The 12,972-nt window shown below is 51.9% G+C and carries 11 protein-coding genes; 5 read left to right on the top strand and 6 right to left on the bottom strand.

All coding sequences use genetic code 11. The features are described from left to right. A partial coding sequence (locus DTL42_RS26305; protein ID WP_158545363.1) for a hypothetical protein occupies window positions 1–215 on the top strand: 215 nt, incomplete at its 5' end. A gap of 60 nt (window positions 216–275) precedes the next feature. After that, a complete protein-coding gene (locus tag DTL42_RS13320) occupies window positions 276–728 on the top strand; it encodes a hypothetical protein (protein ID WP_114369209.1) in 453 nt (150 codons plus the stop codon). Window positions 729–915: 187 nt separating this feature from the next. Here DTL42_RS13320 and DTL42_RS26800 read toward each other — a convergent pair whose 3' ends face one another. Continuing rightward, window positions 916–1,251, bottom strand: a complete 336-nt coding sequence (locus tag DTL42_RS26800; protein ID WP_234824204.1) for a hypothetical protein — start codon at window positions 1,249–1,251, stop codon at window positions 916–918. Here DTL42_RS26800 and DTL42_RS13315 point away from each other — a divergent pair. From DTL42_RS13315 to DTL42_RS13305, 3 genes are all read left to right on the top strand, one after another. Continuing rightward, window positions 1,189–1,866, top strand: a complete 678-nt coding sequence (locus DTL42_RS13315; RefSeq protein WP_234824199.1) for a ParA family protein — start codon at window positions 1,189–1,191, stop codon at window positions 1,864–1,866. The genes DTL42_RS26800 and DTL42_RS13315 overlap by 63 nt on opposite strands. Then, complete coding sequence (locus DTL42_RS13310) at window positions 1,863–2,189, top strand: hypothetical protein (protein ID WP_114369207.1); 327 nt, start codon at window positions 1,863–1,865, stop codon at window positions 2,187–2,189. The genes DTL42_RS13315 and DTL42_RS13310 overlap by 4 nt, the downstream gene beginning before the upstream one ends. Window positions 2,190–2,317: 128 nt before the next feature. Further along, the gene (locus DTL42_RS13305; protein WP_114369206.1) at window positions 2,318–2,545 is read left to right on the top strand and encodes an integrase core domain-containing protein; all 228 of its coding nucleotides are present in this window, start codon (window positions 2,318–2,320) and stop codon (window positions 2,543–2,545) included. Between the two features lie 273 nt (window positions 2,546–2,818). Here DTL42_RS13305 and DTL42_RS13295 read toward each other — a convergent pair whose 3' ends face one another. From DTL42_RS13295 to DTL42_RS13275, 5 genes are read right to left on the bottom strand one after another with little or no spacing between them, the layout of a single operon-like run. After that, window positions 2,819–4,153 carry an RHS repeat-associated core domain-containing protein gene (locus DTL42_RS13295; RefSeq protein ID WP_114369204.1) on the bottom strand — a complete coding sequence of 445 codons (1,335 nt, stop codon included), beginning with the start codon at window positions 4,151–4,153 and terminating at the stop codon, window positions 2,819–2,821. Next, a complete protein-coding gene (locus DTL42_RS13290; RefSeq protein WP_114369203.1) occupies window positions 4,137–4,499 on the bottom strand; it encodes a hypothetical protein in 363 nt (120 codons plus the stop codon). Before DTL42_RS13290 ends, DTL42_RS13295 begins: the two co-directional genes overlap by 17 nt. A gap of 5 nt (window positions 4,500–4,504) precedes the next feature. Continuing rightward, window positions 4,505–5,704 (bottom strand): RHS repeat-associated core domain-containing protein, encoded by a 1,200-nt coding sequence (locus DTL42_RS13285; RefSeq protein ID WP_147274270.1) that lies wholly within the window; start codon window positions 5,702–5,704, stop codon window positions 4,505–4,507. A 15-nt stretch (window positions 5,705–5,719) separates the two neighbouring features. Next, window positions 5,720–6,058 carry a hypothetical protein gene (locus DTL42_RS13280; protein ID WP_147274269.1) on the bottom strand — a complete coding sequence of 113 codons (339 nt, stop codon included), beginning with the start codon at window positions 6,056–6,058 and terminating at the stop codon, window positions 5,720–5,722. After that, on the bottom strand, window positions 6,039–12,758 hold the full coding sequence (locus DTL42_RS13275; protein WP_114369200.1) for an RHS repeat domain-containing protein: 6,720 nt from the start codon (window positions 12,756–12,758) through the stop codon (window positions 6,039–6,041). Before DTL42_RS13275 ends, DTL42_RS13280 begins: the two co-directional genes overlap by 20 nt. Window positions 12,759–12,972 lie beyond the last annotated feature (214 nt).

Here is a 12,972-nt window from a genome sequence, read left to right as displayed (position 1 = left end):
ATCTCGCCGAAGATGGCAGCCCGTTCTACAAGTTCACGATCGATACGTCCTATAAGGACTCCACGGGGAACTATCAGTCGACAAGCAGCTTCGGGCTCAGGGACGCTTTGTTAGTCGCCAAGATCGCCAATCTGGCCGATACGCGAATCCGCAAGTTGCTGAATTCAGACGCAGCCGCGGCCCGTGCCGAAGAAAACCTCGGCGATGAAGCTTAACCAACGGTCAGCCGGCTTCGGTCGGCTGACTAATTCTCGCAACTTCGATGGAGCCATTTTATGACCACGAAATCCCCCCCTGTACTCAATCCTCAATTCTCGAAAATCTATCCCGGACCGTTCCGCTATTCACCTGGAAGTGACTGGGTCGACAGCACCTTTGACGTTTACTGTATCAGTACCGAGCAGCACGTCCTTTCCACGTTTTACTGGGACGAAAGAGAACGGGCAGAATTGGTAGCCTATGTGTTGACTTGTGCTCTTGAATTCTGCCATTCCGATTGCAAAGATCTCGATCTCCAGGAATGGAAGGCATTTCGACAACTCTATCCGGGTCCCTACTATTCGACTTCCGAAGACTCTTCCGGATACGGGCCGATCGAGGTGATCAACTCCCAGTCGGCCGAGCGGAGTCTCACGTTTTGTTACGACCGCTGCTTCACAGGTAAAGCCAAGTTAGTCGCACCGCATGTTGTGGCTGCACTCGAGCAACTTGCAACATCTGTCGAGTAGCTCATTCTCCGTCTTCCAGGCAGTCCGTAATGCTCTCGGACTGCCTTTTCTTTTGCTCGAATTTTCGTCTCCTTTATGACTGAATTCGCTTTTTCTTTACCTCATTGATCGCTTCGATTCGGGACAATGGACTGGCCCAATGTTCCACATCGAACATTTCCCCGGGAAAGTCAGGCGGCTGACTCCCCTACTGCGAGGCATGATCAACCTCCCCTTCTGTTGATACAATTTTTGGCAGGCGTTTCCTTGAAGGAGCTTCAAAGCTTTTTGGCTGGAAGGATTCATGGATGGAGGGGCAGCTTTCTGGCTGGCCAGCAATCTGGCAAGCTTGCTTACAAGGCTGTTTTCTCTCCATCTTTTCGGCTGGGTGGCCAGCCGGACGGAATGGTGCCAGTGCGACAAACTGCCCACGAAACATTTCTGCTTGCCAGTCGGGAAGAATGGTGCTAATCAAGCTGGCATGACAATCATCGCAGTGGCCAATAGCAAAGGAGGAGTCGGCAAGAGCACGACAGCCGTTCATCTTGCTGCGTGGCTCCATGAACTGGGGCACAGGGTGCTTTTGGTGGACTGCGACACGCAGCATAGCTCCAGTGAATGGATGCAGGAGGCTTGCCCCGATCTACCGACCGTTCTGCTGAACAACCCGGATAAGATCTTGGATGAGTTGCCCTTGCTTGGTCAAGAGTTTGACTATGTCATCGCGGATGGTCCGGGCAGTCAGACGGAAACCAGTCGAGCTTTGTTACTGAAATCTGATCTGGCGATCGTACCTTGCAAGGCCAGCATGTTGGAGGTTCGTGCTCTGGCAAATGCTACCGCCGTTTTGCGGCAGGTACATGGCATTCGAGGAACGCTACCTAGAGCACTCATCGTTCTGAGCATGGTGGGCAAGAAATACCGGTTGACCAAGGATATGATCGATACCGCGAAAGCCCTTCAACTTCCAGTGGCTCAAACACCATTGGTGCTTCGTCAGATCTATGCGGATGCCCCAGGCCAAGGGGTACTCGTGTGGCAAATGGGAGCTCGCGCCCGGGAAGCCTCGGCCGAGGTGAACCGCCTCTTCTCCGAGATTTTGCCCGAGGCGAAGGCGAAGAAGGCCAAAATCAAGCGAGAGGCAAGGAGGTCCGCATGAGCCAACGACGATCCCTGGTAACCGGATTGGAAGAAACGCCTGACTTGAAAGCTTTGGAACGCAAGTTTGTGTTTGGGGACAAGGAAGAATCAACCGATGTATCGGATGCCACGCTAGAATCCGTTTCCCACACAAACGAGAGCGTCTTACCTCAGTATCGCGGCAGAGTTCCACTAACGACCCGCTGTCGCCCGGAATTGGCCTCTGCACTGAAACGGGCGTCGCTCAAACGTCAGTTGGAGGGTAAAGAGCCTTACCGCATCCAAGAGATCTTGGAAGACGCCATCGAAAAGTGGCTAAGGAGTCAGGGATACCCTAGCTAGCATGGCCTGAGTGGCCCAGACTTGACGGGGAAGCGAGGCGAACTCCTGCATCACAGCGATCGCGGTTGCCAGGACACGAGCGACGCCTATCAGCGGACGCTGCAAACGCTGGGCATCACACGCGCTCGATGAGTCGCCGCGGCAACTGCTACGACAACGCGGTCGCCGAAAGGTTCTCCTGGTCGCTCAAGCACGAATGGACGAAGCCCTACGAGTACGAGACGTTGGAGGATTCTCGGCTGAGCGTGTTCACGTATATCGAAACGTTTTACAATCCAACACGAATTCACCAGACGCTGGGCTACAAGTCGTCCGATCAACACGAAGCCGAAAACGCCCCGACCTTAGCGGCGTAGAAACTCTGGCCCGCCATTGTCCGAAAGTCGTGGGCTATCGCAGAGTCCATCAGTCCTAGACGATCGCAGCAAAGTGTTCAGACGCATGAAACTACATCCCAAGTATTGTGACCACAATGCTGAACAGGATAAAGAAAAGAATGCAGGCTGAAATCGCCAATCCAAATATCGCCATGCCGGGAAGTTCCGTGTGGCTTCTCAGCAGATAGGTAACAATAACGCCTACAATAGATGTAAGTAAGGTATTGAGTTTCAATAGGAACTGTCCACGCATCATGATCTAGTCCACCACCATACAAATCCAACGGGACCACCAATTAAGCTGCCTGCAAGTACCAGATTTTCAGGCGTGGTAGCCGCCTGAACCGCAATTTCGTGAATATAATTGTCTCCTTGTCCCCGCAGTGCCGCGCCTAGATGAAGCAATTCATGTCGCCCAGCGCGGCGGCCGTAAGCGGAAAATGGATTGCCTTGAAGCCAAAACCTTTTTCCTACGGCATATATTTGATTTGCCCCGTACACGATTTCTCCTTGGTTACCAAAGTCGAAAAGCCCCGAGCGAAGATGACCAACCCTAGAAAATGTTACGTCACTTGCCAATGCCTCCAGGATTTCCTCGCTACTTGCCGATGGCTTCTGGCCCAACCACTTGGCAATCGCATTGTATCGTCTAATGGCACTTGTCATTTGTGCAGCCCTTGCGATCTCTGAATAGTGGGTAACAAGAGAACTATCAACCGTTCCTCCCGGCTTGACCAATCCGATCAAGCCGCGGCCAGTTCCAGTAATAACCTGTCGAAATCCCCAACCAACCGCTCGTCCAACTCCTCCCAATACCACCCCGCCAACAGCCCCGGCACCGGAATGCCAGCCCAGTCCGCCAAGCGTCGGTCCTGCGGCTAGATTGCCCCCTAGTGCCCTGGCGCCTATCGTCCAGGTCAAGTATTCCGCTCCACCTCCTGCAGCGCCGGAAAACGCCAGGGTGGACCAATAGCCAAGGCCCATGGTGCCGGCAACTGAACTAGCGGCGAGGCCGCCCAGAACACCCGCAGTCGCGGCAGCGGCTGTCAGGCCAATGAGTTCCCAGCCGCCCGCCTGAGCGAGGTATTCGGGGCCCAGCATCTCCGCCATGGATTGGCCAGCACCTTGATAAGCTCGTCCAATCCACGATTGGGATGCTCCTACGTCCCAAACAGCTCCTCCAGGTCCATATCCCCAATCAAGAGGATCATCCCAGAATGAAACCGTGCCTGAAGGGTCGACCGCGTTGATTGGATCCCCCCCGCAATATCCGTACAAATTTGGCCCATCCACCATCCCCAGGGGATCTTTGGTCAGCCAGCGGCCTAGTTTCGGGTGGTAGACGCGGTTACGAACCAGGTAGAGACCGGTCGTCGAATCGTAATAGTAGCCGCCGAAGAGGTGCTGGAAGTCATACTCGCCGGTGGGCGTGCCATATGGATCATACGTGATCAAGCGATTCAGGTAGTCTTCCGCTTCCGAAATTAGTCCGACGATATTGCCATTGGCATCCGAGAGGGAGTAAACGAAAGTGGATTTGATTCCTCCTTGACACCCGACGCACGGGCAGTCAGGAAGTGTTTTCACCCAAGTCTGTAACGATCCATTTCTCGCCGTCGAATAACTCTATCCGAGCGTTTTCATCGAAGAGCCGAAACGTTGCAACCGCAGCAGCGCAGAAAACGGCGTCCTCAAATGTATCTGCCAAAGAACCGTCGATAGACAATATGACAACACGATCATTACGTTCTAAGTCATGCAAAGCAAATTCAATTCCAGATTTAGCCGCATCAATCCATTCGGGCAGAAGTTTGCTCTTATCAAAAGGTACTTCAACCGGATTCGAGCCATCTTGAGCGATTCCGACTTGAACACGAGCAAAGTGACCACGCCCTCCAGCAACCCTTCGGATCGTATAAGTAAATGACTCCATTTATGTTACATCCTCATTGTAAACCACTGAAAGACACTCTTGTCGAAGAAGTGTTCTGTGCCAATACCCCGCGGGTAGATGATATATTCCATTCCGTGGGGAACAAAATTTTCCACATATGCTGTGTGAGTATCGATGAACCTCTGAAAAGTCGTTTCATCGACTGCTCTCAGATCTAGTCGCGAAAAACTTTGAAGTCGGCTGTTTCTAATTCGGAAGCTACGAATAGCGGTTCCTCGACTAGGGTCGAAGTCGAATCGTGACTCTTTTCTTGCCAAATATCGCAATGCCACACACCTCCTGGCCCAAAGGTAAATTCCTTCTCCCAGATTAGCACCACTCTCGCTGAGGGCTGGCCATGGTTCACCTCCAGCAGCTAGCCGTGCAGCAGCTTTGTCACTCAAGACGCTATAGAATCGAGTGGAATTGACACGGAAATTTGCTAGACGAGCCGTCCGAATGGTTCGCCCTAACCTCCAAATGCCACCTGGGGCGCCGCCTGCCATCATACCAAGATTGGCGCCAAGTAGTGGGTCGTCAGTCAGTTGAGAGCCAATTGTTGCTCCGGCAATCCCCCCGCCCAATGAGAGAAGTTCCGGGGCCACATTCCGTGCCCGTTTACTGAGGACCGTTCGCCAGCCGAATTGTCGGGCCGCTTGCGGAATACCGGCAACTGCGCCTCGACGCAAGATACCGCCAATGTCTCCTACGAAAAGCCCAGCCAATCCGCCCCATTGGTAGCCTTGATTTGGATCCCAGGCCCCGGTCGCTTCGCCACCGTAATAACCACCGATTGACCCTAATGCGCTGCCATAGGCTCCAAAGGGGTTAAACCCACCCAGTGCCCCTAAACCCGTGCCGAGGGCTTGCTCGCCGAGACTTGCCTCTCCATTTGTTGCCAGGATCGTTTGCGACCACCCGTGGGCGGCAGCAATAGCAAATGCGCCGACGTAGAGGATCAACGGAATCGCCTCACCACTCGGGTCGATAAGATTCACCGGATCGCCCGCACAGTATTCGTACAGGTTCGGCCCATCGACCATGCCCAGGGGATCTTTGGTGAGCCAGCGGCCTAGTTTCGGGTGGTAGACGCGATTGCGGACCAGGTAGAGACCTGTGTCCGAGTCGTAATAGTAGCCACCAAATAGTTGCCGGAAATCGCCTTCGTTCGAGACGCTACCGTACATGCCTGTAAAATCCAACACAGCTCCATCGCTGCTTTATCGGAATCGAATTGATATTACTTCCTTGATTTGTTCGAGTTCCTTCGGAAGCGTCTGATTGCGTTTTAGCACGACGGCGTTCTGGAGAATTCGGGTAGCGTGATCAATATCACAGTCCTTTTCCTTGAGTAGCCAGATTTCTTTTCCAAACCCCAAGTTCACCATAATTACTCGCTCTATTTTCAGACGCTCAAGCATCGAGGCATCGACCACCAGATGCTTTTCATGCAACACCTTCCAGCGCATTTCAGTTTCACATCGCTGCAATTTCCATCCTGCCCACACAATAACTAGACACAAACTTGCAATAACAATGCTAACGAGCAAAGTAGTCATAAATACTCCAGGCTCCAAGCGTGATTCCCCCTATTGCAAATGGAGCGGCAACGAGTTTTTCGTAGCCATTAAGGGAGTCAGACAAGAACGGCAAGATCGGGGACGAGATTACACCGTGCAGTCTGCCAACCCGAAGGCTGCCAATGCCGTAAGCAGCTGCTTCTTCCAGGTATTTTATGGGTGCCCCAATTGGAATGCGACCCAATGTTGCTTCTGAAGCGTCCGCTATGCCAGGAAGGTGCTTGTAAATGAACGCGTGAAATGATTCGTGAGCTGCTGTGTCTAAATAGTCGATCGTTCCTAGTCGATCGAGATTCCTAATTGAAGGAGCATACCTCGGACCGAGAAAACGCCCATTTGTTATTTGAAATCCTTGCGTGCGGCCACCGCGTGTGCTAACTAGCGATGCCCAGTCATCATAGTTATTGACACCTGGATAATCCCTTGTTCCCCATCGCGCATTTAGTTGTGCGTACCTTCGCGGCAGGATAAAGCTCCCTTGAACCGCCCTGATACCTAGCCCCGCTGCTCCAAGCCCAGCCCCCCAATAGTTGCCATGCTCGAATGCATCGTAGGCCTGATAGGCATTGGCTCCAAAATCGGCCGTCTTCACGACATCTGAGAAACGGTCAATAAAGCGTGCTGCTTGCCTGACTCGTGCGCCCTGAATTGCGACACTTGCCCCTCCAGGCACAATCGGAAGCAACAAAGCAGCTGCATCCGCGGTGATGCCAATTGCGTCAGCAATCGCAAATCCCCAATTACCTTCTGCCAAGTTATGCCTGTAGCTTGCGATTCCCAGTCCCAATGAGAATAAATCCCAGGCAGACTCAATCCATCCGCCACTCGGATCAACGTTATTAACTGGATCACCCGCACAGTACTCATACAGGTTCGGCCCATCCACCATTCCCAAAGGATCTTTGGTCAGCCAGCGGCCCAGCGTTGGATGATAAACTCGATTGCGGACCAAGTAGAGCCCTGTGTCCGAGTCGTAATAGTAGCCACCAAATAGTTGCCGGAAATCGCCTTCGTTCACAGGGTTTCCGTAGGGATCATAGGTAATCAGGCGATCAAGCTCATCGTCTCCATCCGACACCACTCCCAGGATGTTGCCGTTCGCGTCCGACAAGGCGTATTGACGTTCCTGCAGTGCATCGTTCAGGTCGTATCTTTCACGGCAAATAAGGTCGTTGGGGCCACGCACTCCCCAGATATATTCGTTACGATAATCCCCATTCGCAAGCGAGAGAACTTCTTCTTCCAGTAGCTGCCAACTTGGCGAGTAACTGAAGCGGCGAGTTTCGAACGGTTTTTTGACACGCTGAATGCGTCCCAATCCATCGTAGGTGTAGCTTATATCGATCCAGAGGCGATCATCGACTCCCGTCGAAACGGGGGTTCTCACCGAAACGGGGCGATTCCATGCGTCGTAACGAATCGTCTGCTCGTATTCTGGACTTGGCGGAAAGGGTGACAGAGTCAGATTCCCAGCGGCATCGTAGCCTGGTTGGGTCCATTTGGTTTCGTTCGCAAGATTCCTAATTGCCGCAATGCGATCCCCTGGGCCATGTTGACGTGTTTGATGCAGGCTGGCATCTCCGCTGACATCCCAGTTCAACCAGTTGCCTGAGCCGTCCAAGATCCATAATTGTTTCGAGGGAGTCACAAGCGGCGATTCGGAACTTCCTTCGTTTTTTCTCTCGTAGAAATCGAGACGGTTCAGGTCATCGTATCCAAATGTCTTGGAGGAATAGCTTTGGGACGAGGCGGTCCTTAATTGCTGGCTGATGCAACGTGAACCGCGATCAAAGTTGGACGCGATACTAAGAAGCTTTTTTTGGCTTTGGCTCGTATTGCTATTGGCCTTCACCAAGTTCCAATCAAGTCTCCTTAGTCGTCCCAACCCATCTAACGCTGCGAATGGCTTGCTTGTGTTGCCACTACCTAGATCAAAGGCGATCCCCTCGCGATACGCCATGGTGAAATTGTCCAGATTCCGAGCGGCGAGATTCACTCGAAAGATGTTTCCAACTCCCCAGTACCGGTAGTCTGCGTAGGCTTCTGCATAGATGTAGTTGTTTACGTCATTGGAAACACCGGACTGCTTGCCTAGGTTGTGAATCGCAGTAACTCGTCCGAGCCAATAGTCTGCACTGTTGTTCTGCCAATGACTTGAATACGGGCTGCCATAAGCAAGCCGAATACTTCTTTTGCTTGGGTACTGAAGGCCAATCGGGCGAAGCGAATTGGTTTCCCTGGCCTGCGTGATTAGGTCTTGTGATTGATTGACTATTTGATCTCCAAGGTAGGTTATTGTCACGCTCTTTCGATCACCCCTGTTAAGAAGCGTCTCTTCCCAGTTGACCTGCCCGGCAAAGGAATATCCGCGCGATACCTTCGTAATCTCTTGCCCTTGTGCCAAGTCAACGCCTGCGTACGTCGCAACCGAAATTAGTCGCCCGAGGTCGTCAAATTCTCGATGAATACGTCGCGTCGATGGATCGACGTTTTCACCTAAACCTTCCACGATATCGTCAGTTTGCCGACCATAGACGTCGTACATGAAGACGTGCTTACATCCACGAGAATCCTGCGTCGCGGTGACTTCGCCTTGACGGTTGTATCCAAACGTTCTCGCCGAACCATCGGAATCGACAACCTTAGCGACGAGCGAATTCGTCTGGATATCCCAATCGAGAGAGGCGTTTTGCGGTCCGTAAAGATAGCTGGCCAATCTCTTGGTTTGGTCGAATCGAAGGTCCACCTCCTCAATCGCATCCATTCGTCCATCAGGTAGCAAGCGATTTCTAATTGCACGGACGTTGTTATCGTTCTGCAAGACGACTCGGCCTGCATCATCATAGACAAACGTGGTCTTCTGAAACTCAGGGTTGACGACTCGTTCCAGTTCGCCTCTGTCGTTGTAATAGTATCGAGTGACAAGTGTTGTATCGGTACACACCGGAATCGCCGTGCTAGAACGAGGCCACGTGGTCCCATAGTCCACCGTGGCGACTACACGGCCAAGTGGGTCGAAAAAGACCCCTGAAAACGAACTCCGAGTTGGATTGTCGGACGCCAGGCTTCCCGGATTTTGTTTTTCATTGATGGCTCTACTTGTTTCCGTTACAAGCGTGGGCTGTCCCAGCGAGTCGTAATCCGTAACGACTGCGCTTACAACCGTGCCTCCACCGGTGGCTTGCTGAAAACTATCTCCGACACCAAATGCGTGATTTCGGTACGTTTGACGCCCAAGCGAATCATATTCCATAACCTGATAGGCTAAGCTGCCTTCGGGGCGAACCTTGGTTGGATTTCCAGACTGATCTCGCCAGATTTGTTCCGTCATCAACAGATCAGGATTGTTACCAGAGACTCCGCCGAAGAGATTTCGCTGAATATAGGCTCTTTGATAAATTTGGCCCCGACTGTCGAATCGTGGAATCATTGCGGATTCCAGCTTGAAAGTCGACGAGTCGCTTTGCCATGCCGTTGAGTCTTTTGTGTCGATTTCTAGTTTGTTTGTTCTTCCGGCGTCGTCCCATCCAAAACTCACGAGTGCATCTTTTCCAATTACCTTACGGCTGACGACTTGATCGCGCCAATCATAAGCCATTTTCGTGACTCGATCGCCACCTTTCACACGTCGCACAACTGTCGTCAAGTTTCCATTGCCAGAAGAACCGTCACCACCCCCATTGGGCGTTGGTGATTGATTGTCGTAGAAGTACGAGGCCACCTCGCTTATCGCGTCGACACCCACTAACACCTGCTTGGGCAGGCCCCGGACATCATAAACCGTTTTTATTCGTGTTCCGTCTGGAGAAACGTATTCCTCTAAACGGGACATGGCGTCGTACTTTGTATATCGTGTCGCATAAGACAGACCCATTTGGATGTCATAATAGACACGATCTTCCTCAAGCAGGTTGGAGTTATTGAATCTGCGTGTGGCTTTGCGACACCACGTTCGCTCTGAATTCACGTCGTTTGCTTTGAGCCCACCTGGCGAATTTGTGGTCCGAACAATGGCGTTCACCTGTTGAACAGTTCTTCCAGCTCGGTCGAGCTCAGACACAGAAACCGGATTGATTAGCTGTTCGTTCCCTCCCGAACGGCAGAATCCAGAGGAAGAAATGACCAGTCCGTTAACATCATCGAATACTGCCCAGTTCGCTCGTCGAACACGTTCCGTCCTGCTGCCGTTGGGGTCTGTGACAGAACGGTGCCATGGCCCATAGGTTTTAACAACACGGCCATGGGAATCAGCGGTGATATCGGTGACAAGAGATTCTCCCTCCAGTGAATTCACTCGAATCTGTTTGGGAATCGACAACTCATCGTAATACAACGTTGTTGTGACGACACCTCGTTCATTTTGACTTTCCGTAGGTAAGCCGAATGCGTTGAAACTCATGGCCACTGAAGCCGAAGTCCCATCACCATGCTCCACTTGCGGAATAGGTGGAAGCCTGACTTCTAGAGTGTCTTGTCCGGCAGGGCCTCCTGGCGTCCAAGTGCGTGAGAATTCAAGATTACACTCGGGGTTCGTATCCCCCTGAAGATAGGCAATCCTCGCCTCCTCACTGCCCCGTGTTTGATATTCAAAGTGATGCAGCCTCACGCTCTCCTTTTGCGTCGCCTGCGTAGGCGAAGTTTCTTCTTGTGGGGCAGTATCTGAGAAGCTTTCAAGTGAAATTACCGGTTGTGATGACACAAACAGGTCGGACAAATATGCCAGGGCACCTTCGTTGAAAAAGCTATAGTTTCTACCTTTGTACGCACTGCTCGCATTTACTGTCCCGTTGTCCGAAGATCCGAAAAAATAGGATGAGCTTGGCGTGGAAATGTTACGCATTCGCCCAAAGCTCGAGCGAGTAAGAATGTGCGTCCAAGTGTCTTGTGCGTCACTCAAATTGTGCACGAGCGTCTCTCCGCCTTCATTCGAGAAAACTCTCACGAAGCCGGAGTCTGGCCGTTGCTCTCGTGCCTCTGAGAACCACTTGTCGAAAACTCCCTTGGCACTGCTGAAACCGTATGTATACGAATGCTTTCTCTTTCCGCCATCCATAGCGATGGTCTGAATGCGTCTGACCAATTGTTTTGTCGTTCGCGCACCACTTGTTGTAGTGATTATGTCATCGGCATAATACTCGATCCAAAGATCACTGAAACCGATCTCGGGACCGCCGGACAATGGGTCCCGACCGACTTGCCTCATCCGATAGTAATTCTCTGGCCCGACAACTGCTTTCAGCATTCCTTGAGCGTACGTTGAGTTGGCTGAAGTGTAATAGGCGAAATACTGAAGAGTGTCTTTTCGCGACTTCCAGCCGCCGTCCCAAAACTCGACCCGTGCCGTCTTGAGGTCGCCCTTGTTTCCATGTGTTTCCTTATCGCCGTAGTAGGTGTATTTAACACGAGAAACGTTTCCTTGCCCTCCACCTCCCTTTCGGCTCAGAGTAACGTTTTCCACATGTCCTTCTTTCCAGGAATAGGTAAACGTTTCTGTGATGTCGGACGCCGACCGTGTTGCTGTTTGCAATTGGCACTTCTTGTAGGCCAACTTGATTTTTTGAGAATCTTGGCCATAAGGGCCGACGTGCTGCTTTAGATGCCCAGGAGCGATTGCCTCTCGGTCCTTCTTCGATTTCTTTTCAAACTCTCGCGAGTTGGGACATGTGAAATCATAGAATTCCCACACATGACCGTTGGGGGCATAAAGCTTGATGGTGTGCTCGTCTGAATCTTCCTTAAGAACATGTTTCGCGTTGAATCGAGGCTCCCAGCTTGTCTTGTCGTCGTTCTCCTCGATCTCGTCAAACCAAAGGGCGTTTCGTGTCCCTCTGACGAGCGCAATCGTGCATCCCGTCCGCTTTTTCTCAGCGGTTACACCGACTGGTGGTTTGGATGCGTCCGTCGGCGATTTGAACCTGACCAGCCTTGGCCATTCGTGAATCATCCAGTTAAAGCCATTTCCGTAGTTATAGCTGTTGGAAAGGCGGTTGCTGTAGACTCGCGTATGGCCCCAGGGAACCCCAAACGCTTCGGAGCTCAGGTCTTTAATGCGTAGCTGAAGTTCCCCGTTGGCATACCGCACGGGCGCGTAGTCACTATCCTCCATCAAATCGAAATCAAGCGATGGCCAAAAAGGTGCATGGTTCAGATCATCGGGATTGCCCGGCATCCATTCTGGCTGGGGCGTAACATAGTCGGGGACCGGAACCGGATTTACAAGAATCTTGAGTGGCCAGCAGCAAAGCGTGTTGGTGCTTCGCCGTCGAAGCACCCCAAGCTTGTCAATGGATTTGACAACGGTCCCCCACCCCACGGAACCGACCGGGTTGTCCTCGTCATCATTACCAAAGGTAATGAACGCGCATGCATGAATGCATTCCTTGGGCTGATTGGGATCGCTGTTCAGTCGAAACTCCAATGTTTTCGCGTTGAACGGTGCATCTCCCGAAAACTCATGGACATAGTGATCTGGATCTGACTTGTCTTGGATCACCTCGTAGTAGCCATTGAAATAGCTGCAATCCTTTTTCGCTTGCTCGTTTTCGGTAGTACTGGCCGATCCCTGCGAGTCTTCTTGCCGTTCCTTTCCACAACCACAACAGGAGCCAGACAGAGAAATAACGAACCGACGAGGCCGGAGGCTGGAGGTTGTAACTAGTTCCGATTGACTGCCTTCCATGTCTATTCCTTCAATGCAACGCCCGAATACCGATGAAGTCTCTTAATAATTCCCTAACAGCCCAGATGGAGGAGAGAGAATCCGCAAAACGGTTGACCCCCGAATGATTATAGATATACTAGCCCATCGGCGAGCAGACGTTCAACTAAATTTTTCTCTTGTTTTCGCACTTACAGACTTGAACAGGTCTCGCTTGGCGGCTTGGATTGGTCTC

This window comes from Bremerella cremea, from assembly GCF_003335505.1.
Classification (GTDB): domain Bacteria; phylum Planctomycetota; class Planctomycetia; order Pirellulales; family Pirellulaceae; genus Bremerella; species Bremerella cremea_A.
Note: the sequence above shows the minus strand (reverse complement) of the source record. Positions and strands in the feature narration are given on the sequence as shown.

What these genes read in the sequence shown, in the direction of transcription:
- DTL42_RS26800 (WP_234824204.1), bottom strand. Translation starts at nt 1,251, where the DNA reads ATGAACGGCTGTCGTGCTCTTGCCGACTCCTCCTTTGCTATTGGCCAC.
- DTL42_RS13310 (WP_114369207.1), top strand. Translation starts at nt 1,863, where the DNA reads ATGAGCCAACGACGATCCCTGGTAACCGGATTGGAAGAAACGCCTGAC.
- DTL42_RS13290 (WP_114369203.1), bottom strand. Translation starts at nt 4,499, where the DNA reads ATGGAGTCATTTACTTATACGATCCGAAGGGTTGCTGGAGGGCGTGGT.
- DTL42_RS13280 (WP_147274269.1), bottom strand. Translation starts at nt 6,058, where the DNA reads ATGACTACTTTGCTCGTTAGCATTGTTATTGCAAGTTTGTGTCTAGTT.
- DTL42_RS13315 (WP_234824199.1), top strand. Translation starts at nt 1,189, where the DNA reads ATGACAATCATCGCAGTGGCCAATAGCAAAGGAGGAGTCGGCAAGAGC.
- DTL42_RS13275 (WP_114369200.1), bottom strand. Translation starts at nt 12,758, where the DNA reads ATGGAAGGCAGTCAATCGGAACTAGTTACAACCTCCAGCCTCCGGCCT.
- DTL42_RS13320 (WP_114369209.1), top strand. Translation starts at nt 276, where the DNA reads ATGACCACGAAATCCCCCCCTGTACTCAATCCTCAATTCTCGAAAATC.
- DTL42_RS13305 (WP_114369206.1), top strand. Translation starts at nt 2,318, where the DNA reads ATGAGTCGCCGCGGCAACTGCTACGACAACGCGGTCGCCGAAAGGTTC.